Genomic DNA, 23,711 nt, shown 5'->3' on the forward strand with positions numbered 1-23,711 from the left:
TTTATCTCCAGATACACATAGCTTCAAGGATTGAAGATATGCCTCAGGCAAACGGATTGCAGTTCACTGCGCGTGTTGGTGAGCTTCCCTCAGATGTTTTTTCTGTCGTCAGCTTTGCGCTTACCGAGGGGCTATCGGAGCTTTTTCATGGCCGCCTGATACTGGCAAGCTCCGACCCCGATCTTCAGGCGTCGGAAATTCTGGAACAAACCGTAGACTTGGTGGTTTGGCAAGACGGCATACCACTTCGTCGCTTCACCGGTGTGGTGAACGAGTTTGCCCGAGGCGACACCGGCCACCGCCGCACCTGCTACGAACTGATCATCCAGCCACCCCTGTGGCGCTTGGGTTTAATGCACAACAGCCGCATCTTCCAGACCCAAACCACAGACACCATTGTGCGCACCCTACTGGAAGAGCGAGGCATTGTAGATTCGGTATTTGATCTCAAGCGAGCGCCCCAGGAACGGGAATACTGCGTTCAGCACCGGGAAAGCGACCTGGCGTTTATCGAGCGCTTGGCCGCCGAGGAAGGCTGGCACTACCGCTATCAGCATGGCAGCGTGGATGGCAGCGAACAGCCCGGCCTGATCCTTGCTGACCACCACGGCGACGCACCAAGGCTGGAGCCTGTTGAGTACAACGGCAAAGCGGGCGGCAGCACCAAACAGCCCGCCGTATTTCGCTTCCGCTACGAAGAACGGGTTCGTGCCGCCTCGGTAGCCACGAAGGACTACACGTTCAAAAACCCCGCCTATGGGCTAATGCACGAAAGCGCGGCTTCCGCTGAGAACCAACGGCAGGATTACCAACACTTCGACTACCCGGGCCGTTTCAAAGCCGACGCCAGCGGCCAGCCCTTTACCGAAGCCAGACTGGACGCGCTCAGAAACGACGCCAACACTGCCAACGGTGAAAGCAACCGCCCGGATTTCACCTGCGGTGCGAAAGTAGAACTCACCAACCACGACAGCGCCCGATTGAATCGCGACTGGCTGCTAACTGCCATCACCCATGTGGGCGAACAACCCCAGGCACTGGTAGAAGAAGGCGGCTCACGACCAACCACTTATCACAACCTGTTCAGCGCTGTTCCCGCCAGCAAAACCTGGCGGCCATTGTGCGAGCACCGCCCGCTAATGGACGGCCCGCAGATAGCCATAATCACCGGCCCCGCAGGCGAAGAAATCCACTGCGATGAATACGGCCGCGTAAAGGCACGTTTCCCCTGGGATCGCTACTCCGAAAACAACGAGCACAGCAGCGCATGGTTGCGCGTAAGCCAGGGCTGGGCAGGCGGACAGTATGGGTTCATGGCGCTGCCAAGAATCGGCCACGAAGTCATCGTCTCCTTCCTGGATGGCGACCCTGACCAGCCCATCATCACGGGACGAACACACCACGCCACCAATACACCGCCCTACTCGCTGCCCGAGCATAAAACCCGTACCACCCTGAAAACCCAAACCCACAAGGGTGAAGGCAGCAACGAACTGCGGTTTGAGGATGAAGCAGACAAAGAGCAGATCTACGTCCACGCACAAAACGACCTGGACCTGCTCACCGAAAACAACCGCACCGAAGTGATCAAAAACGACAGCCACCTGACCGTGGAAAATGACCGCTTCAGCCAGGTGAAAGCCAACCACCACTCAACGGTAGACGGCGAACACCGGGAAAAGATCGGCGGTGACTACAGCCTTACGGTTAACGGCAGCCACCACAGCAAACTTGGCAAAGCCCAGCTTGTGGAAGCGGGGAATGAGATTCATCACAAGGCGGGTATGAAGATTGTTATTGAGGCTGGGGCGGAAGTGACGCTGAAAGCCGGTGGGAGCTTTGTGAAGGTTGATCCGAGTGGTGTGACGATTTCTGGGCCGTTGGTGAGGATGAATTCCGGGGGTGGGCCGGGGAGTGGGAGTGGAATTGGGGCTAAGGAACCAACTACACCAAATACACTCAATGAGTCATCATTGGAGACGGTACCGTCCGCTTCTTTGGCCGACCAACTTGCAACGCGGGAAGATGGCGCTACACAGACGGCAGTATTTACAGGCCTTGGGCAAGAGAGCGCAAGTGCTGCTTCCGGCATGCCCGGATTGACCGAGGGCGCACTATCTCGAGCTGCCAAGGCAGGTAGCACCCTCGTATCTGGCTGCGAACTGGATGACAACGGACAATGCGTGGTGCATAACCACGCTGGAAACGAATCATCCGAAGCAGGACTTAAAGGCTCAACTTCCGATGAACCTCTTAATCCGGGCGTTGTGGCAAATGACGAATTAGAAACCGAAAAATCACCCTCTCCATCAAACGATACTCAAATGCAATTGAGTGCAGAGGGTGAGGCGCTCTTAAAGAGTGTCGAGGAGCTACGACTAACCCCATACGATGATCAGACTGGTAAAGGCATTTCCACTTGGGTTAAAGGGGCAACCATTGGCTATGGACACTTGATAGCAAGGAGTGAGTGGCCCTTATACGAGAGAGGAATTACCAGTAATCAAGCAGATACTATTTTCCAGGCAGATTCGGAGCCCTTTGTGCGTGCTGTGAACGAAAATATTACTGTGCGTTTGGAACAGCACCAATTCGATGCCGCCGTTATGCTCGCGTACAACATAGGCGTTGTAGGTTTTTCAAGCTCATCTGCGGTCAAGTTAATCAATGACCCTGCGGCCTCCACACCATATTCAGACTTGGAAAGCGCGTGGAAGGCTTGGAAGCGGTCACAGGGTTCAGTCAATCGTGGTTTGATAAATCGACGGAATGCTGAATGGAATGTGTATTCAAAGGCTATTTATGAAAATTGGTAACTTTCGGTTGGAGCAGCTGATGATCAAATATCTATTAATCCTTATCACCGGTCTTATTTCATCTGGCTGCTTCGCCGTTAGCTCCACCAATAGCGAAGATTCGTGTCCGAACCGGTCACTGGATGACTTGTACGCCAGTTATGTGATTTATGACGTTGTCAGGTATCGTGGCGGGCTAACTTCTGAGGCTTCGGCTGAAGCGCGCGTCGGTAAGAATATTTTAGTTGGCCAAGCTGCTTTCAAGGTTAGGGATATTACGATCTCTGATCCTCTATATGAGATTACCTGCTACCCCACCACAAAAGAGGGGAATGTGGACGCCAATCGGTGGAGCAACTTTTACGGGCACGGTCTGGATCGGGAACACATAAAGGTGCTGCATATTTATACCAATGGGGAGAAGGGCGAAGAACCTTTTATAAACCTGGAAGTTGTTGACGATGAACTTTGGGAAATGCATGACGGCTGGCTCTACATGATGAAACCAGTTTCGGAACGAGAATAATTCGCAAAGGGAAGATTTGTTTAACTAAACAGCATGGATTGCTACCACTCATGAACACCATTGAGATTGCTCCGGAACGGCTTCACCCAGAAACGATTGCAGATTTTGCGATTCTGGATCTGGCGCAGAAAGACGAAGGATTGTTGCTGGGGTGGCTGTACCGCCATTTTGAAAACTCCGAAATTCCCTGGGAGCCTCTGTATCAGGGAACCGTGTTGGCAGATCTGTGGAAAAAAGGGCCAATACTGATTGAACTAAAACGTTCGCCTGCATTTCGCGACGCATTGATAGAGCGTTATAGATCCGAGCATCTGGGCATGGTGATTCATGCACCAGCCATAGATCTTGGGCAACTAGCTAACCACCTTCGCTCATTAGTGACCATTCAACGGGAGGATAAGCCAGCGGTATTCCGCTTTTACGATCCCCGCTCGCTTGCCCCCCTTTTTGAGGTGTTGGATCCTGTCCAGCGTAAGGCGCTGCTTGGCCCTGCGTCTGGTTGGGCTTGGCATCGCTATGGGCAGTGGCAGATTGCATCTTCTGACTATCAGCGAGAGACTCCAGGCAAAGACGAGCTATTTACGATTTCGGAAGCACAGATTGCACAACTGGACAAGGCGCGGTTACGGCAGTTTTCTTTGTTTTTGGCAGATGAATACCGTGCCCACATACCCTCGAATGACCCTGACCAGTTCGTGCTTGGCGAAATTGAATCCGCTCAGGGTGCCGGGATATCAAGCCATGCTGACCAGGAGCGGTGGCTTCGAATGGCAATCACGTTGAGAGGCCGTCTGCAAGAGTCACCCCTATGGAGTCGACTGATTCGGGTTCACGGAAAGACCCCGCTACAAGCCCTCAGCCAGCTGGAAACTGAACAAGGATGTTAGAACATGTTGATTGAAGACAATGCCCAGAGTGGGCCTGGAGCAACACTGCCCCCACCCGTCGTGTCGGAAACCGACCCAACCTCGTCACATTCGGAGGCCCAACTCTGCAAGGACAGCAAGTACTCCACAGTAATCTACATCACCGGTCACCGAAGCTTCTGGCTACTCCCCCAGGGCGTTGCGGAAAAAATAGAAACCAGCGCAGACCGGCTCAAGGCTGCGGCATCCAAAGATAGCCTGAATGAACGGCTAGCTGCGTTACAAAAAGCAGGGCTTACCGATTTATTTCTGCCAGCAACGCCGCAGAGCTTTCTGCTACCGGTGCAGCAGAGTGAGTGGGCAAAGCTCACGGAAGAAAACCGCACAGCAAACAAAGAGCTCGAGCAACTCGCCAGTGAGTTCCGATCAGCAGAACAAGAGTTTTTTGGCAAGCTTCAGGTACTGGGTGATGGAGCGGAGTACTACCGGAATCGATTATCACTGACGGCAAAATCGCGGTCTCAGCTCGAGAAGATTGAAAGAGACAAGCAAAACATCCGTGAGCGTATCGAGGAGCGAAAGAACCGCTTGTCTCAACTTCGTGATGAAGGGCTCGACGCAGCCAGGCAAGCAGGCTTTGAGGTGGTTGATGACGACTTGTACTCGCCCGAGCAAATAGGAATCAAGGCACTTCTTGAAAACTACCTAAAAGCTCGTGAAGAGTTTGAGAAAGATGAATTTAATAATGAGCACGACACTGCCATCTTCATCAACACCATTCGTTACAACAAGGAGTTCATGGCCTATGAGTGGGACCGGGATACTCCCAGCCGTTCCCAAATTGAACAATATCTGACGGAATTAAACCTGCTTGAAGGCAAAATGCTCAATTACGCTATGGCCGTTTTGGACTTGGCAAATATCGGGATCGCAACGCCAGAATACGCCTTGGCCAGCAGCGAGAATAACGTTTCCGATGGTATCTTGGAACTCGCCCGGTACAAACAATTGCAATGGGATATCGAAAACCTGACCAACGAAATGAAGGATACCGGAAGCATCTGGCATCGGACGGTTGGTCGGAACGGCCCGGCTCCCGCTTCAGAGCTTCTTACATATCAGGTGAAAATTGAGAAGTGTGAGTCACAGCAAGAAGAGTTGCGCTGTATTGCCCAGGAACGAGCCGAGGCTATCACGCCTCCAAAGATGTTCGTTTGGCACCCTACCGAGTATCAGGCCAGCCCATACAAATCACTGATGCGACCTGGTATCCCCTTGCGGGAGTTTTCAATGCCCAATGGGGGATCGACACTTAGGCATTTTTCCCTGTTCGATTTACCGGGCGGTGATGAATATCTAAAAGAAGATGATACTTCCAAATCATCTTTGGACTTGGCTGTATCCTTAAAGGCTGCCCAAAAACCTGGCAAGGACGAGGCTCTGGAAAAACTCCTGACCGACCTTGGCGCGAAGAAATATCCGCTGCAGAAACATTGGTTCGATAAAAAGGGTCTATTTGCTCCTGAACGCTTTTTCAAGGCCATAGAGCTTGAATGTGCCCTCGTGACTCAGAACAAGGAAGCCATTGAGGCCTGGGGGTCGAAGATTACTTCCTTTTTGTTCGAGTCTGAAGCGCAGCGCCATCTTATGGGGTTCGATGATAGCTATACCGGACAGTTCACTCGTCTGGTTATCAGTGGCATTTCTGGTGATATGCGCAAGGAGCTGCAAAACAATCTCAAAATCGAGGTTCTGGGTGATGTAAGTGGGCCATCGTCCGGCTCACTAAATTACGAAAAAAACCAACAGAAGAAGTTGAGCTACAACCTTACGGAAGCCTCTATTGGACTAGGCCTGACATACCGTCAGGGGCAGCTTGACCTTCTGTCGATGAACTTACCCAAACCCGAGGAAACAAAGCCTGTCTTGCTGCCTTTTTACAGCGAAAAAGGCAAACATGAACTCGACGTTGGGCGATTTTATTGTGCGCTGGACGTGAAATGCTGGGGCAGTGTGGGAGCCCGGATTCTTTTAAGCCACTCGATAGGCGTTGAAGCGGTTGAAGGCCAGGGTATTCAGGTAACCGGTATTGATCCGAAAAAACGGGAGTCGGACGGAGCTGAGTTTGAAGCATTTGCCGGCGCGCAAGCTGGCTTGATGGCGCGGGCAGAGATGAAGTGGGCAATACCCGCCAGATTACGTAATTCCGAGAAATGGCGACTGGTCGCCGAAGACGTACCCGAATGGATGACCATGGGCTTGATAACCGGTGAACTGGTGGGTGCCGCAGGTATCGGAGCCAGCGGAAACATCACTATCGGGCTCAGGAATAAGCGCTTGGTGTATTACGCTAAGGGGAAACTCATTGCCGGGTTGGGTGGAAGTGCCTCTGTTGGCGTGGAAGTGGCCCCAGAGGTTATACCTTTGTGGATGAGACTGATACAGCAGGAGCTTCACGAAAACGGATACAGGCGCATAACCTGGATCGACCCGGAAGCCTTCAAGCATATGAGCATGCTGATGAACCTGTGCCTGTCAACGGCACTTAAAATCTCGTTCATGGCCGCGCAGGGTTACGACTTTGTTCAGGAGCTGTATGACAGTTTCTATAGCAGTGAAAATGCGGGGTTAGTGGCAGTAAGTATCAGTGATGCCATCGAGATTGCAGAGAGCAACGACGTTATTTCCGACGACCGGCCGCGTATATCTCTAGACGAATACAAGTCCTGGTTTCTGGGATTGCAGCCGGAGGCGATTGGCCCTTTACTGCACAATCTAGTGTCTGAGCCTGTTGAGTATAAGTATAAGAATGAGCATGGCCAAACGACAGTTACAGAGGCGGAGATGCTGAGACGTCAGCAAGCCTCAATTCTTCAATGCCTTAGATGGATAGAAGGTGCTGAACTGGTTGACCCAGAATCCTACCGTCACCACGCTCCTAATCGTATTCAGCGACAGTTTGAGGAGTCGGTTACCCGGATGAATACACATGGCGAGAAACCTCAAGGGAACCGTTTGGTGGTTGCCCGGAACAATATTGCGCGACTGGATGAGTTTATGGGAAGGCACATTTTCCAGCCTGATGATCAGTCGCGATTACAAGAGTATCGTACACTCCGCAAGAAATTCAGTTTTCACCTATGGGAGCAAGCCTAAGTGATACCGAAGCCGTTAACATATAAAGCTTACACGTTAATATTTTTCATGTTGTTTTCAATTGCAGTAAGGGCTGAAGCGGACGTACAGCGGGCAAAGGCGTTGTTTCAGGAGGGACTCACACTGTATCAACAGCGTTACAGTGCCATCGCCATTACCCCTCTGGAGAAGGCTGCAAAACTTGGTCACGCAGAGGCCGCATACCGAGTGGGCGAGATACTTCGTAGGCGCTATACCTACATTTCGGAAGAGGCTGAAGCCTACTACCGCCAGGCGGCTGAAGGAGGAGAGGTTTATGCAATGTTACGACTCGGTCAAAAAGGCAACTTCTGCGGCACCCTCCGAGAGTGTGACTCTAATCGGGAGCAGTGGTTAGATCGCGCGCTTGAGACGGCATTGCCCAAAGCAACATCCGGGGACCAGGAGGCGATGATGGAGTTGTTTTCTGTCTATTGGGCGGCCGGGGACAGAGATAAAGCCTTTGAGTGGACAAAAAAAGCGGCGCAAATCGGCAATTCGTTTGCTCAATACTGGTTAGCGGTTGGCCTGTTGGATGAACGTGAAATGGGCTTCTACTGGACAGAAAAGGGCCGCCGCGAAGACGTACTCAAATGGCTGCGCGCCTCGGCGGAGAACGGCTTTCCCAAGGCGATGCTTAGGCTGGCTGGCGAGTTAAGGGCTGATGGGCTATTTGATGAGGCCAACGAATGGGTTGATCGTCTGGGGCAGACTGATTACTTTGACGCGCTCTTTAACTATGGATTGATCTTGCTGGATGGGCCGGATGGGATGTACCGCTATCCGCAAGCCCGTCCTGTTGAAGGTCTAGCCATGTTAATTGCGCTTCACAATCAAAGAGGCAGCTCGACCGTTAAACGGGAAATAGATATTTTCAAAGAGACGCTGGATTCCGAAGTCATCGCAGAAGCGGAGGCAAGAGCAAAGGGATTGTTGATCGATACGCCCGTCATCTACTATCTCCCCAAATTCGGGATATAAAACCGCACGCCTTCGATTATTCACACAAACTAACTTTTCAAGGAGGAAAACATGCCCACGTCAGACACCAACCACCCCAGTCAAAAGAACCGCCTGATAACCCTGGTTCTGGCTATGTTCCTCGGAATCTTCGGCGTTGACCGCTTCTATCTCGGCAAGTGGAAATCCGGTATCGCCAAAGGCCTTACCATTGGCGGCCTTGGCATCTGGTGGTTCATCGATGGCGCGATGGTTTTGACTGACGCTTTCCTGCACTCACTCGGAAAAGACACCGGGTTCGTCAAAGATGCGCGCGGCCAGGATCTTCGTCTTGGGCTTTCCATGTACCGCTTCAAAGACGGTCGTATTCAACGCGACTGGTTCTCCAGCTGAGCTGGTATCCGCTAGCTACCAAACAGAATTACAAAAAGTGCGGCTTGATTGCGCGCTCGTTAGCCTAACGGCGGCAATCACTGCCCTGAAAATCACCAAGGATGGATGCACCCCGTGCTTACCCGCAAAAAGCTGACTGGCGTTCTGGATACGTTAAATGAAGTGGGCATGGCAGCCCAAACAAAAGCCGAAATCGATGAGTTGGGCGCACACCTTGCCGATAATAAAATTGTGCTTCGTTATAGCTTCGGGAAGCAAATAGCGCTTGGTGTTGGTGTGTTCGTCTTGACGTATTTCGGCGCTGTGCTTTTTGACAGCTCACTCGTTTTCCTCGTTGGTACGGGGGCGGCAATTGCCATTGTATTGGACGCCATTCGACTTCGCGCCAGAGTTGGTATCTTGTGTGGCCAACTGGTAGAACGCTCTGTTCAGCTGGCCTATGGGTTAGTGCCGGTAGAGCCCGAGCCTATCAGGGCCAGAGCCGCCCAACTGGAGGAGATAGACAAAGACAGCTCAGTCCGGCGTATTTGGCATACGATGCAAGCTCGCCATCACGGCACAGACGTTGAGTTCTCATACACCACATGCCACTTCGAGTGTGCCGACATCGCGAAAAACACCTCTCAACCGTCACAGCAAATGGCGCTCTCTGCTGATATTCAGTTCTTTCCTTTCAGGATTAAGCCAAAATTGCGGGCCAAGAAAAAAGATAGCGACTCCTGGCGACGCACCAAGGCTCGAACCTGTTGAGTACAACGCTAAAGCTGGCGGCAGCACCAAACAGCCCGCGGTATTCCGCTTCCGTTACGAGGAGCGGGTTCGTGCCGCCTCTGTGGCTACCAAAGACTACACCTTCAAAAACCCCGCCTATGGGCTGATGCACGAAAGCACGGCTTCCGCTGAGAACCAACGGCAGGATTACCAACACTTCGACTACCCGGGCCGGTTCAAGGCCGACGCTAGCGGGCAACCCTTTACCGAAGCCAGGCTGGACGCCCTCAGAAACGACGCCAACACTGCCAATGGTGAAAGTAACCGCCCGGATTTCACCTGCGGTGCCAAAGTGGAACTCACCAGCCACGACAGCGCGAGACTAAACCGCGACTGGCTGCTGACCGCCGTCACACACACCGGCAAACAGCCCCAGGCATTAGCTGAAGAAGGCGGCACCGGGCCGACTACCTATCACAACCTGTTCAGCGCCGTTCCCGCCAACAAAACCTGGCGGCCTCTATGCGCCCACCGCCCACTGATGGACGGCCCGCAGATAGCCATAGTCACTGGCCCCGAAGGCGAAGAAATCCACTGCGATGAATACGGCCGCGTAAAGGCGCGTTTCCCCTGGGATCGCTACTCCGAAAACAACGAGCACAGCAGCGCTTGGCTGCGCGTAAGCCAGGGCTGGGCCGGTGGGCAATATGGGTTCATGGCACTGCCAAGAATCGGCCACGAAGTGATTGTCTCCTTCCTGGATGGCGACCCCGACCAGCCTATCATCACCGGAAGAACACACCACGCCACCAACACATCGCCCTACTCGCTGCCGGAACATAAAACCCGCACCACCCTGAAAACACAAACCCACAAGGGTGAAGGCAGCAACGAACTGCGGTTTGAAGACGAAGCAGACAAAGAACAGATCTACGTGCACGCGCAAAAAGACCTGGACCTGCTCACCGAAAACAACCGCACCGAAGTGATCAAAAACGACAGCCACCTGACCGTGGAAAATGACCGCTTCAGCCAGGTAAAAGCCAACCACCACTCAACGGTAGACGGCGAACACCGGGAAAAGATTGGTGGTGATTACAGCCTCACCGTTAACGGCAGCCACCACAGCAAACTTGGCAAAGCCCAGCTTGTGGAAGCGGGGAATGAGATTCATCACAAGGCGGGTATGAAGATTGTTATTGAGGCTGGGGCGGAAGTGACGCTGAAAGCCGGTGGGAGCTTTGTGAAGGTTGATCCGAGTGGTGTGACGATTTCTGGGCCGCTGGTGAGGATGAATTCCGGGGGTGGGCCGGGGAGTGGGAGTGGAGTTGGGGCGACTAGCCCAGATCTACCTGCAGCACTCCTGGAGTTAGCGACGGACACTCGTGGCCGGGATGCTCTCGGTCTTTCAGAATCGCGTATTTCCGCGAGTTCTGAAAGCTGGTCTCCAGAAGGGTTGACAACAGTAGTCCCTCCTGCCTCCGCCTTTGAAAAGGCAAGTGACAAGGGAGCTCTTTTAGTAAGCGGCTGCGCCCTTGACGATGACGGTAAGTGTAAGGTCCACGACCATGGCTGAGCAAAGGACTACACAGGCCATCCTGGAACTTGCTCCCAGTGTTCCATTTGTGATTCTGGATCTCGCTTACCACCCATCAGTTCTGGCATGGATCTATGAGGAGATTGAGGCCCGGAGCCCCGGAAGCTGGAGACCGTTACTGTTTGGGACGGCTTTTCAGGAACGCTGGCAAATGGGTCCTGCCCTAGTTGACCTTCACAACGCTCCTGGCGCTCAGCACGCCCTGATCAACAAATACAAAGATAGGTTCCCGGGCGTCTTTCTGGCAAACCCGTCAGAAAACCTGGATGAACTGGCTGTTTGGCTCCAACAGTTTTTGTTCATGTCGCGCGGGGCGCAAGAGAGCTTGATGCGAATTTATGATGGACGGGTACTAGGCTCGTTTCTGTCAGTGCTTGATCAGCAACAGTACAACCATTTTGTTCCACCTGAGGTGAGCTGGTATTGGCAGAACGGTACACAATGGTGGAAGACATCGTCAGATTCCCAAGCGGTTAAACTAGATAAGCCAGACGCGTTCACGTGGCATTTTCGTGACTCGCAAGTTGACGAATTCACCGTCGAACGAAACCGTGCATTCATTAATGTGCTTACAGAAAAATATGGGAAGTTCACTCCTTCTGATACCCCCTCGAAGTATGTCGACGATGCAGCGAAGCTTGCAGAGGCAATTGGGTTGGATTCCAAAGCTGATATTGAGAGAGTTCTTCGGCTTCTGATTCAGAAAAAAAGTCAGCCAGATGCCCCCTTCTACTCATCACTTATTAAGAGAGTGGATCTAACCACTTACCAAAAACTGGACGCCATTGAAAACGGAGCGAACTGATCATGGATGATGTTCAAGCCCCAAACACTGCAGGTGATACAGCACAACTGCCAGAGCCTGCCTATGAATGCTCGGAAGAATCGACCAGTTCTGAGAGCAATGAGTGCAGTAGTGCCGATTATGCTTCGGTCATTTACATTACTGGTCAGCGGTGTTTCTGGCTGCTTACCGATGACGCCGTCAACGCTATACAAAAAAGCAGTGCCAGCTTGTCGAAAGTTATCAAGTCAGAGCAAGTCTCCAAAAGAATAGAGGGCATTAAGGCTGCCGGAATATCAGACCTTTTTGTACCTGCCCACCCTCGAACATTTCTACCAAAAATATTGCAGGATGAGTGGCGGGGCACTGAGCGAGAGATAGAGCGGCTTGAGGCTGAGGCGGCCCAGCTTGTGGGTACTTTCGAAGACCTTAGTGATGAACACGCGCGCCTGTATGACGAAGTTCACAACGCCCCTGATGTTACAGCGTCCACAAAACGACAATACAGCGACGTGGCAAATGCTCAATACCTGGCGAAACAAAATGTGCCAAAGAAGCATCGAGAGCTTAGGGCAAGCATATTCAAATGCACGAAACGTATCGAAGAACTCCGGGAAATGGGCTTTTCGGCTGCGGAATCAGTAGGCTTCGTAATTCAGAACGAGACCCTTTATTCACCTCACCAGCAAAAGGTTTCTGAACTTTTACGGGGATACAAAAAGGCAAAAGCTGATTTTCTCCGCCACGAACTGCCGGACGAGGCAAAGTATCATTCATTTATGCGGATGTGCCGTTATCACAAACGAAGTGTTGAATGCCAACTGTCTCCAACTAAAGAGAATCTGGTAGAAATTGAAGAATTCCTGGAGGAATATTACGGGTTCTTCAGTTACGTTGGGCCTTACCTGAAGAAGGCCATTGAATTGGCCACCAATGGAGTGGCCGTTGCAGAGTATGTGCTCGCGAATCATGGTGACATTCGCTCGGGACTGGAAAAATTGTCCGGGTATCACCAAATGGAGCGCGACTATCAGAAGGTCGAGACGGATCTCGAAAATGCTGTTGTGGACTGGGCCAAGGTTCTTGGCAGAAATGGCCCGATTCCGAACGTCGAGATCGAGCACTACCGCAAGCTTCTTGATAAGCACAGCGCCAGAATGTACCGGTTTCAGAAGCAAACAGAAGCACTTTCGAGAACGATGGAGCCAGCACGGCTGTTCGTCTGGGATCCTGAAGACTTTACGGCAAAACCGTCCAAGGTTCTTATCAAACCAGGTATGCCACTGCGCGAATATACTCAGATAGGCAACGAGAGTGTTTTGGATCATTTTTGCCTAAATGACCTACCAGGGGTTGGGAGATATCTGGATGACAAGCACCCTCTTCCAGACCATGATATCTACAGTCAGGAAACAGCTAAACAGATCGCGCTATCATTGAAAAAAGCTCAGCGGCCCGAACAAGACGAGATCCTGGAAAAGGTTCTGACAGGCATGGGGTGCGTGAAGCTGAACATGGATCTGGCCTGGTTTAGTGATCACGGGGTCTTCCAACCTGACCTCTTCTACAAGCAGGTTCAATCAGACTATTCTGTTTCAGCGCTGCATTCAGACGACGAGAAAGAGCAGTGGGGCATCAATTTGCGAAGCGTGTTGTTTGAAAAAGACGCGCGAAAGCACCTTATGCTCTTCGATGATAGCTACATGGCTCAGTTTTCCCGTTATGTATTGGGCGGCATCGATCGTGACGTTTCAGAGTACGTTAGAGAGAACGTCAGAGTGACTGCACTCTCCTCCGCATCCGGTCCAGACTCCGGTGCCGAGGGTTCGGCTACCATTGTGAAAAATAATGAATCAAGCGACAAAAAGACACTCAGTTACGGGTTGGCTAACGCCACCATTGGTGGAAAGCTGACCGTAATGCAGGGAGACCTGGACCTCCTGGATGTCAAACTGCCAGAGCCGAGTGAAACCGAGCCATTTAGACTTCCCTATTGGACAGATAAAGGCGAAGGCGAAATGAATATAGGGCGCTTTTACTGTGAGCTGAACGCGAAACTTAGCGGCTATGTTGGCGCCAACGTAATATTGAGCGGGGGGCTCGGAGTCGATCTTGAGAAAGGGAAAGGCCTAACCTTGTCAGGGATCAGTAACGGTATGCCTGAAGGGCAACTGGATGCCTTTGCAGGAGCAAAGGTTAGTGTAACCGCCACAACCAGCCTGTACTGGGACCTGCCGGCCGAGGCGCGAAAGAAAGTTAATTTTATGAGAGCCCACGACCCGGTAGAGAAATGGGCATGCGTTGGGACGCTTAACCTTGGGCTTGCAGCAAGCTGGGGAGTAGGATACAGCCGGTCGTTCCAGCTAGGCATGAAGAATGGCAAACTGATATTTATCAGTGACGCAGGGCTCACGACCGGGCTTGGCTTGAAAGGGAAGCTGGCGTTTGAGATTGATTTCAAAGCAGTATCCTACTGGATAGCTATGATTCAAAACGAACTCCACAAGAACGATTACCGTCACATCGATTGGGTAGCGCCAGATGCGTTCGGCTTCTTAAGCAAGATCAGTTTCTTGCAGCTTACCACTGCACTTGATGCGGCCTTTTTTGCGGCTCGCCATTATAGTTTTGTGCAAGAAGTGTTCGACTCGATTAATCAGAGCGAAAGAGCCGGATTGGTGGCTTTGAAGATAGCCCAGACAGCAGAAGAGGCAGCAGAAGCTGAAAAAGTTAAAGATCGTGAAAAGGTCGCGGGCTATCAGCAGTGGTTCCGCGGACTGCAGCCGGAAGCGATCGGGCCGCTATTGCATAATCTGGTTTCGGAGCCGGTTGAGTATGAAGGCGAGAGTGATCAAGATGATCGATCAGAAAAAGAGATGCTGAAAATTCAGCAGATTGCGATCCTACAATGCTTGCACTGGATGAGTGAGTCAGAGCTGATTCAGCCCGAGTCTTACCGCGGAGCTACTCCTAATCGAATTCAACGTCAGTTTGAGGAGTCGGTAACCCGGATGAATGTCCAAGGAAAGAGCCCGGACGGTGATCCGTTAATGGTTGCTCGAAATAATGTAGCAAAGTTGGATGAGTTTATGGGAAAGGGGTTGGCGTCACCTTCAGATGAAGATCGGTACGAGGAATACAGAAGCTTGCGAAAGAAATTTAGTCTCCATATATGGAGGCAAGTATAGATGATACGTCACTCGTTTTTTTCTGGCGCCACTCTAGGGTTGCTTCTTGTCGCTACGACGCTTTTCGCCCGTGCAGAAACAAGTGGTGACGTTGCTGAAGTATTATTTCAGGATGGATACACACTCTACCAACAGCAATACAGCCCAAACGCCTTTACTAAGTTCAAGGAAGCTGCGCAACTAGGGCATGCGAAGGCCGCTTACTATGCCGGTAATATACTTCGCCGGAACCACACCTACATCACAGAAGAGGCTGAAGCATTCTATCGCCAAGCGGCGGAAGGCGAGGATGTCTATGCCATGCTGAGGCTCGCTCAGAAAGGCAACTTCTGTGGAACGCTTCGGAATTGCGATTATGGCCGCCAAGAGTGGTTGCAGCGTGCGCTGAATTCGGTCCTTCCCAAGGCTGAAGCTGGTGATCTTGAAGCAATGAAGGAAGCCTATTCTGTTTATCGGGTGGCTGGTGATAAGAAAAAAGCTTGGGGCTGGATTCAGCGAGCAGCCGAAGGCGGTCACGCGTTTTCTCAATACTGGGTGGCGATCTTGCTTGAAGAGCAGGATATGGGTTTTTACTGGACAGAAGCTGGCCGCCGAGCTGATATGCTCAAGTGGCTCAAAGCCTCGGCAGAGCATGGGTTCCCCAAGGCGATGTTCAAGTTGGCAGTTGAGTACAAAGAAGATGGACGATTTGATCAAGCGAATGGCTGGGTCGATCGCTTGGGACAGACGGATTATTTCGACGCTTTATACAATTACGGCTTAATTCTGCTGGAAGGTCCAAAAGGAATGTTTAAATACCCAGCCGCCAAGCCTGTAGAAGGGTTGGCAGTGCTCATGGCCTTGCACCGTCAAACCGGAAGCGCTGCAGTTCAGAGAAGCATTGATAAGCGACTGCCTAGTTTGACCACTGAGGTAGTGACTGAAGCAGAGGTGTTGTCCAGAGAATTGCTGGTCGATACTCCGATTCTGCATTATCTTCCCAAGTTCGGAATATAACGCCAGATACTATGTGCTGATTGAACGATGGCCGTTTACAGAGAGTCCAGTTTAACGCTGCCGTAAAAAGCTCAGCTTTCACCTATGGGAGCAAGCATAAATAATGTACAAGCGCCCCAGTCACAGAGTCTGTATAGCACTGATACTTCTCTCGTTGTCGTTTTCCATTGGGGCAAAGACTAGAAACGGACAGGCCGAAGCGTTGTTCCAAGAAGGAATGACACTCTATCAGCAACGTTATAGCGCTGTAGCTATTACACCATTAGAGAAAGCGGCAAAACTGGGTCACGCGGGAGCAGCGTATCAAGTAGGGGAGATACTTCGCCGGCGTTACACCTTCATTACGGAAGAAGCCGAAGAATTCTATCGCCAGGCAGCAGAAGGGGGCGAGGTTTATGCCATGCTGCGACTGGCTAAACAAAGCAAGCTGTGTGGAACGCTTCGACACTGTGATTACGACCGAGAGCGATGGCTCGAACGTGCGATAGAAACGGCACTCCCCCAAGCGAAAACAGGTGACACCGGTGCCATGATGGCCGTTGGAGCGGCCTATGCGGCAGCAGGCAAGCCTGAAAAGGACTTCGAATGGGTTGAACGGGCAGCCAAAACTGGTGATGCCTTTGCGCAATACTGGATGGCTATCATGCTGGGCGAACTTGGTCGGGGCTTTTATTGGACCGACAAAGGCCGCCGCGAAGACGTACTCAAATGGCTGCGCGCCTCGGCGGAGAACGGCTTTCCCAAGGCGATCTGGAAGCTTTCAGTGGAGCTAAAAGAAGACGGAAGATTCCAGGAGGCGAACAAGTGGGTTGATTATATGGGGAAAACTGATTACTTCAACGCGCTCTATAACTACGGTTTGATCCTGCTTGACGGCCCGGACGGCATGTTCCGATATCCGGAAGCCCGGCCGGTCGAAGGTCTCGCAGTATTAATTGCATTGCATCGCCAAAAAGGCAGCTCGGAAGTGAAATTGGCAATCGAGGATTATAAGGAAACTTTAGATAATGGAATTATATCGGAAGCCGAAGCTCTTTCTGAGTCATTGTTAGTAGATACCCCGATTCTTTTTTACCTCCCCAAGTTCGGAATTTAACATCAACAGCCTTCAATCAATCGTATAAAACCAGTTTTCAAGGAGGAAAGCATACCCACGCCAGACACCAACCAACCCAAACAAAAGAACCGCCTGATAACTCTGGTTCTCGCTATGTTCCTCGGAATCTTCGGCATTGACCGCTTCTACCTCGGCAAATGGAAATCCGGTATCGCCAAAGGCCTCACGACTGGGGGCCTTGGCATCTGGTAGTTCATCGATGGCGCGATGGTTTTGCTTGACGCTTTTCTGCACTTACTCGGAAAAGACACCGGTTTCGTCAAAGATGCACGCGGCCAGGATCTTCGTCTTGGGCTTTGGAGCTACAAGAAGGTGATCCGGTACTACTAAAAGTGCTGAAGCTTACCCCCTCCACGCACAAAGTACGCGAGCGCCGCTTGGCAAATATGCTCAAGGGGCGCGAGCCACAAACGCCCTCTCTCGTTCCGGAGGGAGCGGAAATCAGTCAGCTGATGTAAATGCTTTACCTAACCCGCCAGCTTAGGCAAAAACGAAGTATCCACCCAATACCTCTTCAAATTCCCCTCATCCACCAACACAGGAACTTTATCCTGGCTAACGTGGTCGGTCGGATCAAACCACAGATTATCGCTACGAAAAACATGAAGCTCGCGGGTCTGCGGGTGCTGCCACTGACATACAAGCCTGAAAGGGTTACGACCGTTTACGGTCAGGCTGGTGTTTTGCTCTACCCCTTGAAACGAGGCGTGAATTTCAACGCCATTTTGCTGAAGGTAGGCTTTTGAGCGCCCTTTCATCACGCCATAAGCCATCATTCCGCCACCGATAAGTCCGAACACAGAGCCTAAAACACCAGCAATCACTGCCCCGCCCCAAAGCGAGAAGAAGCCGTCGATCATGGCGTCTTCCGGATTGGCAGGCTCATAAAATACGGTTACCTGTTCGCCCCGGTTGTATGAAGGCGGGTTAGAACCCGAGTTGGACTGGAACTCAATTTCGCGACCGCCGGCGGCCCTGAATTGAACAACAGGGAAATAACTGGTGGAGTCACTGGAACGCGAGCGTATCAGCTCAACGACGGTGCCCTGAGCGGTTTCGGAACGTTCCAGAAATGATGTGGTGTTGGTGTACAAAGCAAAGGCGCCCACCAGCATGGCGGCACCAACAATGGCAAAAACGTATTTGATTACATTCAGAGTCTTCAACGATATCTTCCTTTTTAAGCGTTGAGTTTTGGTGTGCAGCGCCCCTACCTTGGGGCGCTCAAACTGCGCGCAGGATTATACCCTCAAATTACTGCAAAATCCTGCACGATAGCCGCTCACATCCTGATCAGCGGCAAATCGTCATCACTGCCCAGCCTGCGCACTTCCCGCAGCAGTTCATCTCCATCCGCCAGCCCCAACTGCAGCACATTCCGGAAGCTTTGCGTTATGCGAACGGAATAGCCAAGGTCGTGCATGAGCGAACTGGCTTGCAGGTTATTGAGCTGGCCTTTGCGCACATCTGTGAAAATTCGGTGGCGAAAGCCAGCATCAAACTTTGCCGCTTCGCTATCCACCCAATCCAAGCGATGGCGCCAGACTTCATCCGGCACCTCCAGCCTGCTCACCTCACGCACTTGCCGTAACACCCATAACAGATGCCGGCGCAGCTCCATGTAGTGTTCGTGAGCAAGTGAGCGTTCGTCGCGCAGATATCGGCCAAGGTTTTTCTGCAGGGCTTTTGCATCTTTCACTGCATCCACCAGTTGTAGAGCTGTCATCTGGCAGGTCATCCAGAACTGCTGGTGTTCCTCTTCTTTCGTGGTGTCCAGGCGGCTCATAAAGCCCAGCAGATCGGAATAGACCACTTTGATATGGCGCCGATAAAGGTCCTCGGTATCAAGCCCCTCAGACTCATCCGGCCTCGCATTCAAGCGCGCCTCATCCACTTCACGGGAGATCAATTGCTCTACAGGCTGATACAGCGCATGGCAGATGACCTCAAGGCTAAGCCGCCCAAGGTGCTGCAATTCCTGGACTACCGCTCGGGAGGCCGTATCAACAGAGGCCAGCGCCGCCTCATTCAGGTAGCGTGCGTGGCTTTCTGGCAGCTCCCGTTGTTCCACAGGGTTACGTGGCCCGGTCGTCGCATCTGTAATCAAAACGGCTGGCTCTGCCCTATCCGGCAATACCCTGCGCAATCCGCGTTCCAGCTGTTTTTGCCAAGGCCAGAACAGCAACACACCAATTACGTTGAACAGAGTCTGGAACATGGCCAGTTGCAAGAGCGTGTTTTCTCCGGCGCCAAACACGGCCATCAGTATTTGGGATAGCCAGGTAAGTGGCGATAAAAGCAGAAAGGTAACCACACCTGTGAGGATGTTGAACAAGGCATGTACCAAGGCAAGCCGCTGACCACTGCGGTTGCCGCCCAGCCAGCCCACAATGGCAGTGGTAACACTACTGCCAATATTGCCACCAATTGCGATGGCAATGCCCTGCCACAGCTCGATCTGCCCCCCGGCCAAAGCAGCCAGAACCAGCATCAAAGTAGCGTGACTGGACTGCAAAACGGCTGTTAACAGAAGGCCAATCGCAACAAAACTAAGCTGAACCAGAAAGCTGCTGTCCACGGAGCCGGCAAAATCAATAGCACCACCAAACTCGCTGAACCCGTTCTTAATCTGGTCGATACCCAGAAAGATAAACGCAATGCCCAACACAATGCGGCCAAATGCCTTGCCTTTCGCGGAGCTGAAGCCGGCAAGCACCCCAAACACCAACAACGGCAACGCCAGAGGGCTCAGGCTGAAATTCTGGCCCGCCGCGGCCAGCAGCCAGATGCCTCCGCTGGTTCCCAGATTAATACCCAGAAGAATGGAGATACCGCCCGCCAGATGGATCAGCCCGGTACTTATGAACGCAATGGTCAAGAGGGACATCAAGGTGGTAGATTGCAGAATCATCGTGCCGCCCACACCGAACATCAAGCCTTTGAAGGGTGTAGCCGTACTGCGCTCCAATAACTGCTCCAACCGGCCGCCGGCGAGTTCTTTCAAGCCTTCTTCAAGGCATTGCATACCAAACAAAAACAGCGCCAAGCCTGCACAAAGCTGCAGCCAGCCAGAGCTGTACCAAAAACTGGTCGACAATATCACCAGTGCAAGTGTCGGCAATACAAACGATTTCATTCTAGTCATTTGCACTAAATCCGGAAGTTGGCATCAACGCGGTAGCATTCTGATTACGATAGCAGATAAGTAGCAAATCCAACTCTGTGAGTTCACGCTAGACTGGTAGGTATAAACATCCGGAACACGAGAGAGATTCTTTGAAAAAGCTCCTCCTGATTTTTGCATTGGCTCTTCTTATGGCGACTGTATTCACCACCTTCTCCCAGCCAGTGCCCATTGAGCAGAAGTTGATCAACATTCAGGCCGCCGACGTGCTTGGCAATTTCTCCAGCATTGAGAAGGAGCCGGTTGAAATACAGGCAATACTGTTGGATATGGCCGATGACCCTCTCCTGCTATTAAAGGCCCAGGCTGCCTTCATTCGCTACCCCGAAATGGCCCGGGAGTTGTTTCCGCTTTACGCTGCCGAGCCGGAGTTCCGGGATATTCTGAGGCGCTATGGCGAAGACATTCTGCCACCCATCCAACTCTTTGTGAGCCAGCCCGTTAGCACCATTGAATGGATGAACAAGGCGTCTCGTCATTACCAGACTGCCAAGCGTTTCTTTACCGGCGCCCCGGAGGCATCCGAACCTGACAACCAGCCACCCAGCGACCGCAAAGACCTCTCGCCGGCGGAGCGGGGTTGGTACGCCATCAATTTCATTCAAAGTGAAGGCCACGATTTTCTTGGCCAGTTTATTGTCGATAACCAAAGCAAGACTCAATGGATAGGCACCGAAAGGGTGCTCGAAGGGCTGAATCAGTTTTTTGCCAGCGGCATTCGTGACCTGGAGCGAAACTACCGCTCTGGAACTGAGATCACAGCCAGCGACGTTGGCTGGGCTTCGGTGGACATGCTGATCTTTGCCAGTGCAGTGAAAGTGCTCCAGGCTGGCCGTGTTGCAGCCGTCACCACAAAGAGTGCAAGCCGGGGCACTCGCTCCGCCGCTTTGGCCGCACGGGTTACCCGCAGCGGGAAAATGGTGCTAAGCAGCGCTCGATACGCCAAGTGGCCCTTGATTGTCGGGGCAGGCTACCTCGTTATTACCCACCCCAGCCTGATAAACGACTTGCTGGCAGGTGTGGCGGATGTACTCGGGTACCCGGTGCTGGCGGTTCAGTTTGTGGGCTGGTTGCTACTACTGATCCCTGCCCTATACATCGGCAGCTGGCTGTTATGGTTGTTGGCCCCGGTGTTGATGGCGCTGTTCCGGGCCTTGAGCCTTCTGGTGGCCAAGCTAAGTGGCAGGCGGCATAGCCAATCGGGATACGGTAAGCTATAGGGCAAACTTAAAGCCTTATCCCCCGGAACCACTGACAATGGCACTCCCCTACTTTCTTGGCTGCCCTCAGTGGCAACACTCCGCTTGGAACAGTCGGCTACCGTCAGATACGAGCCCGCTGCGCCGGTATAGCCGGATTTTTAACTGTGTGGAGGGCAACACAACCTTTTACGCGACACCCAGCCGCGAGCAGTGCCTTCAATGGCGTTCCCAGGTGCCAGACAGCTTTCGCTTTCTGCTTAAATTTCCCCGCAACATCACCCACGACCGGCTGCTATCCGGCGTAGACGCGGACATGCGGGATTTCCTGACTATTGTCGCACCACTGGAGGATGTACTCGGTCCGTTTTTGCTGCAGCTACCTGCCGCATTTGGGCCCGTGCATCTGAATAATCTATGGCAATTTATTGATGCCCTGCCAGCACCACTGACATGCACTGTAGAGGTTCGTCACAGCGCCTTCTTCAGCAAGGGCGAGGCTGAAAGAATCCTGAATCGTGGCCTTCGAGAGCGCAATATCGCACGCGTATGCATGGACACCCGGGCCCTGTTTGCGGCCACTCCAGACAACGAAGTCACCATAGAGGCCCAACGCAAGAAACCCCGAGTGCCGGTGCACTTACTTCCCGGCGATGCAGAGCCTGTAATCCGCTACATCGGTCACCCGAATCTGGAAGCCAACCGGTACTACCTGGCACCCTGGGTTGAACGCGTAGCCACATGGATTGAGGAAAACCGGCGCCCCTATTTTTTCCTGCACATGCCGGATATTGGCGACGCCCTTGCGCTCACGGAAATCTGGGCTGAACTTTTAAGCGCTCGCGTGGATGGGCTGGATGCCCTGAGGTTCAATGAAAAGCAGCCCCAACTGGGCCTTTTCTAAAACTGGGAACCATTGTAGAGACATGATCTCCCTTGTCTTCACTCGAGCCAACTCACTTTCACGACGCGCAGAAACACAAGGTTGCCGATGAAAACATTCGGTGCCAAGCTTTCGGCACGAGACAAACTCGCACACAAATAAGGAACACGACATGGGAAGCTCGAAACTCGTAGGTATTGTGTTACTCGTAGTAGGCATCGCCCTGCTCTTTTTTGGTTATCAATCAACCCAGTCAGTTGGCGATCAGATAAGCGAAACACTTACTGGGCGTTTCACTGACGATACTATGTGGTATCTGATTGGTGGTGCCGCCCTGATCGCCGCCGGCGGATTTCTTTCATTTTTCAAAAAATAATCACTGAGGACAGTTATGACGATTCACCTGGAACTTGCCCCGCTAATCAGCTTGGGTGCAGGCATTGGCGTTCTGGTATTCCCCCGCTTGCTCAACTACATCGTTGCAGGCTACCTGATTACCCTTGGCGTTCTGGGACTGCTGGGACACTCGCTATAGCATATCGCTTTCGCGAATATGGCTTATACCTACGAGGCCTGTAGGAAATGTCTCACAAGCCAATGGGCCAATCTCCCGTACCCCCCAAACACCCTGTCGCTAGAATAAGCAGTGTCAGGGATGACAAGCCAGCAAGGAACGTTGGCACAGGGATGAATGCTCCATGGAACCGGAGCGCCCATAAGGATTTGGGGCGATCAAAGGGATGTTGAACGGTCGAAAGGAATTGGAACTGCCCGAAGGATATGGGCTTTCAAGGATGACCAGGGATGAAGCGCTCAGGAAGAGTGCAGCCTGAAGGAACAGGCGGGGGTCAGCCACGGAGCAAGGGATACATGGAATGTAATCCTTGTCCGTGCACTGCTTTTCCCAGACATTCCTTCACACCTTTTTCGTATTTGATCTCCACCCAAAACGCCAGAACCCCTGCTTTTGCTGCATTGCACCCTGACTCAAAACCATAACCACACAATTAGTCTCAGGAGTCACTTGCATGAAGCACACATCTTTTTTCGCCACACTCGTTCTACTGTTCAGCCTGGCAACGGGGTTTGCCTATGCAGAGCAGCCAATCATTAATATCAACAGCGCAGACGTAGCCACTCTGGCAAACCTCGACGGCATTGGCGCCAGCAAAGCAGAAGCTATTGTCGCTTACCGCGATGCCAATGGTCCTTTCAAAACACCTGAGGAGCTATCCAACGTTAAAGGTATAGGCGCACGCACTGTAGAAAAAAATGCTGAGCGGTTAACGGTAAAATAAACATTGCCCTAGATCGTGTCAGACGGCGGCCTCCAGCCGC

The 23,711-nt window shown here is 52.2% G+C and carries 19 protein-coding genes and 2 pseudogenes; 19 read left to right on the forward strand and 2 right to left on the reverse strand.

The window, feature by feature from the left end:
• Positions 1–38: 38 nt before the first annotated feature.
• From tssI (Q0824_RS06655) to Q0824_RS06720, 14 genes and pseudogenes are all read left to right on the forward strand, one after another.
• Positions 39–1,925: pseudogene (gene tssI / locus Q0824_RS06655) on the forward strand (type VI secretion system tip protein TssI/VgrG); the annotation flags it as partial.
• A gap of 399 nt (positions 1,926–2,324) precedes the next feature.
• Positions 2,325–2,816, forward strand: coding sequence for a lysozyme (locus Q0824_RS06660; protein ID WP_298449552.1), 492 nt, complete (start codon positions 2,325–2,327; stop codon positions 2,814–2,816).
• A gap of 19 nt (positions 2,817–2,835) precedes the next feature.
• Positions 2,836–3,321, forward strand: coding sequence for a hypothetical protein (locus tag Q0824_RS06665; RefSeq protein WP_298448686.1), 486 nt, complete (start codon positions 2,836–2,838; stop codon positions 3,319–3,321).
• 50 nt (positions 3,322–3,371) lie between these two features.
• Positions 3,372–4,208 carry a DUF4123 domain-containing protein gene (locus Q0824_RS06670; RefSeq protein ID WP_298448688.1) on the forward strand — a complete coding sequence of 279 codons (837 nt, stop codon included), beginning with the start codon at positions 3,372–3,374 and terminating at the stop codon, positions 4,206–4,208.
• Between the two features lie 3 nt (positions 4,209–4,211).
• On the forward strand, positions 4,212–7,343 hold the full coding sequence (locus Q0824_RS06675) for a hypothetical protein (protein WP_298448690.1): 3,132 nt from the start codon (positions 4,212–4,214) through the stop codon (positions 7,341–7,343).
• Positions 7,344–8,342, forward strand: coding sequence for a hypothetical protein (locus tag Q0824_RS06680; RefSeq protein WP_298448692.1), 999 nt, complete (start codon positions 7,344–7,346; stop codon positions 8,340–8,342).
• 51 nt (positions 8,343–8,393) lie between these two features.
• Positions 8,394–8,714 (forward strand): TM2 domain-containing protein, encoded by a 321-nt coding sequence (locus Q0824_RS06685; RefSeq protein WP_298448694.1) that lies wholly within the window; start codon positions 8,394–8,396, stop codon positions 8,712–8,714.
• Positions 8,715–8,828: 114 nt separating this feature from the next.
• Positions 8,829–9,464, forward strand: a complete 636-nt coding sequence (locus Q0824_RS06690) for a hypothetical protein (protein ID WP_298448696.1) — start codon at positions 8,829–8,831, stop codon at positions 9,462–9,464.
• Positions 9,436–11,001, forward strand: a pseudogene (tssI, locus tag Q0824_RS06695) (type VI secretion system tip protein TssI/VgrG); the annotation flags it as partial. The gene Q0824_RS06690 and the pseudogene tssI (Q0824_RS06695), both read left to right, overlap by 29 nt.
• Complete coding sequence (locus tag Q0824_RS06700; RefSeq protein WP_298448697.1) at positions 10,994–11,827, forward strand: DUF4123 domain-containing protein; 834 nt, start codon at positions 10,994–10,996, stop codon at positions 11,825–11,827. The pseudogene tssI (Q0824_RS06695) and the gene Q0824_RS06700, both read left to right, overlap by 8 nt.
• Positions 11,828–11,829: 2 nt before the next feature.
• Complete coding sequence (locus Q0824_RS06705) at positions 11,830–14,994, forward strand: hypothetical protein (protein WP_298448699.1); 3,165 nt, start codon at positions 11,830–11,832, stop codon at positions 14,992–14,994.
• A gap of 39 nt (positions 14,995–15,033) precedes the next feature.
• On the forward strand, positions 15,034–15,990 hold the full coding sequence (locus Q0824_RS06710; protein ID WP_298448701.1) for a hypothetical protein: 957 nt from the start codon (positions 15,034–15,036) through the stop codon (positions 15,988–15,990).
• A gap of 217 nt (positions 15,991–16,207) precedes the next feature.
• A complete protein-coding gene (locus Q0824_RS06715; protein ID WP_298448703.1) occupies positions 16,208–17,086 on the forward strand; it encodes a hypothetical protein in 879 nt (292 codons plus the stop codon).
• 114 nt (positions 17,087–17,200) lie between these two features.
• On the forward strand, positions 17,201–17,299 hold the full coding sequence (locus Q0824_RS06720; protein ID WP_298448705.1) for an NINE protein: 99 nt from the start codon (positions 17,201–17,203) through the stop codon (positions 17,297–17,299).
• Between the two features lie 275 nt (positions 17,300–17,574).
• Here the strand turns inward: Q0824_RS06720 and Q0824_RS06725 are convergent, their stop codons facing one another.
• Together Q0824_RS06725 and Q0824_RS06730 are read right to left on the reverse strand one after the other, a co-directional pair.
• Positions 17,575–18,273 (reverse strand): DUF3592 domain-containing protein, encoded by a 699-nt coding sequence (locus tag Q0824_RS06725; RefSeq protein ID WP_298448707.1) that lies wholly within the window; start codon positions 18,271–18,273, stop codon positions 17,575–17,577.
• A gap of 116 nt (positions 18,274–18,389) precedes the next feature.
• Positions 18,390–20,252 carry a Na/Pi symporter gene (locus Q0824_RS06730; protein ID WP_298448709.1) on the reverse strand — a complete coding sequence of 621 codons (1,863 nt, stop codon included), beginning with the start codon at positions 20,250–20,252 and terminating at the stop codon, positions 18,390–18,392.
• Between the two features lie 131 nt (positions 20,253–20,383).
• On the opposite strand from Q0824_RS06730, the gene Q0824_RS06735 reads away from it, so the two are divergent.
• From Q0824_RS06735 to Q0824_RS06755, 5 genes are all read left to right on the forward strand, one after another.
• On the forward strand, positions 20,384–21,511 hold the full coding sequence (locus Q0824_RS06735) for a hypothetical protein (RefSeq protein ID WP_298448711.1): 1,128 nt from the start codon (positions 20,384–20,386) through the stop codon (positions 21,509–21,511).
• A gap of 37 nt (positions 21,512–21,548) precedes the next feature.
• Entirely contained in the window at positions 21,549–22,394 is an 846-nt protein-coding gene (locus Q0824_RS06740; RefSeq protein WP_298448713.1) for a DUF72 domain-containing protein, read from the forward strand.
• 151 nt (positions 22,395–22,545) lie between these two features.
• A complete protein-coding gene (locus Q0824_RS06745; protein WP_200202722.1) occupies positions 22,546–22,749 on the forward strand; it encodes a DUF3185 family protein in 204 nt (67 codons plus the stop codon).
• A gap of 15 nt (positions 22,750–22,764) precedes the next feature.
• On the forward strand, positions 22,765–22,908 hold the full coding sequence (locus Q0824_RS06750; protein WP_100638438.1) for a DUF3096 domain-containing protein: 144 nt from the start codon (positions 22,765–22,767) through the stop codon (positions 22,906–22,908).
• Positions 22,909–23,401: 493 nt separating this feature from the next.
• Entirely contained in the window at positions 23,402–23,671 is a 270-nt protein-coding gene (locus tag Q0824_RS06755; RefSeq protein ID WP_298448714.1) for a ComEA family DNA-binding protein, read from the forward strand.
• The last annotated feature ends 40 nt before the right edge of the window (positions 23,672–23,711 follow it).

This window comes from uncultured Marinobacter sp., from assembly GCF_947488835.1.
GTDB lineage: Bacteria > Pseudomonadota > Gammaproteobacteria > Pseudomonadales > Oleiphilaceae > Marinobacter.

Bases quoted from the DNA above. Each gene is read 5' to 3' on its own strand.
- Q0824_RS06660 (WP_298449552.1), top strand. From the start codon at position 2,325: ATGCAATTGAGTGCAGAGGGTGAGGCGCTCTTAAAGAGTGTCGAGGAG.
- Q0824_RS06665 (WP_298448686.1), top strand. From the start codon at position 2,836: ATGATCAAATATCTATTAATCCTTATCACCGGTCTTATTTCATCTGGC.
- Q0824_RS06670 (WP_298448688.1), top strand. From the start codon at position 3,372: ATGAACACCATTGAGATTGCTCCGGAACGGCTTCACCCAGAAACGATT.
- Q0824_RS06675 (WP_298448690.1), top strand. From the start codon at position 4,212: ATGTTGATTGAAGACAATGCCCAGAGTGGGCCTGGAGCAACACTGCCC.
- Q0824_RS06685 (WP_298448694.1), top strand. From the start codon at position 8,394: ATGCCCACGTCAGACACCAACCACCCCAGTCAAAAGAACCGCCTGATA.
- Q0824_RS06700 (WP_298448697.1), top strand. From the start codon at position 10,994: ATGGCTGAGCAAAGGACTACACAGGCCATCCTGGAACTTGCTCCCAGT.
- Q0824_RS06705 (WP_298448699.1), top strand. From the start codon at position 11,830: ATGGATGATGTTCAAGCCCCAAACACTGCAGGTGATACAGCACAACTG.
- Q0824_RS06715 (WP_298448703.1), top strand. From the start codon at position 16,208: ATGACACTCTATCAGCAACGTTATAGCGCTGTAGCTATTACACCATTA.
- Q0824_RS06720 (WP_298448705.1), top strand. From the start codon at position 17,201: ATGTTCCTCGGAATCTTCGGCATTGACCGCTTCTACCTCGGCAAATGG.
- Q0824_RS06730 (WP_298448709.1), bottom strand. From the start codon at position 20,252: ATGACTAGAATGAAATCGTTTGTATTGCCGACACTTGCACTGGTGATA.
- Q0824_RS06740 (WP_298448713.1), top strand. From the start codon at position 21,549: ATGGCACTCCCCTACTTTCTTGGCTGCCCTCAGTGGCAACACTCCGCT.
- Q0824_RS06745 (WP_200202722.1), top strand. From the start codon at position 22,546: ATGGGAAGCTCGAAACTCGTAGGTATTGTGTTACTCGTAGTAGGCATC.
- Q0824_RS06750 (WP_100638438.1), top strand. From the start codon at position 22,765: ATGACGATTCACCTGGAACTTGCCCCGCTAATCAGCTTGGGTGCAGGC.
- Q0824_RS06755 (WP_298448714.1), top strand. From the start codon at position 23,402: ATGAAGCACACATCTTTTTTCGCCACACTCGTTCTACTGTTCAGCCTG.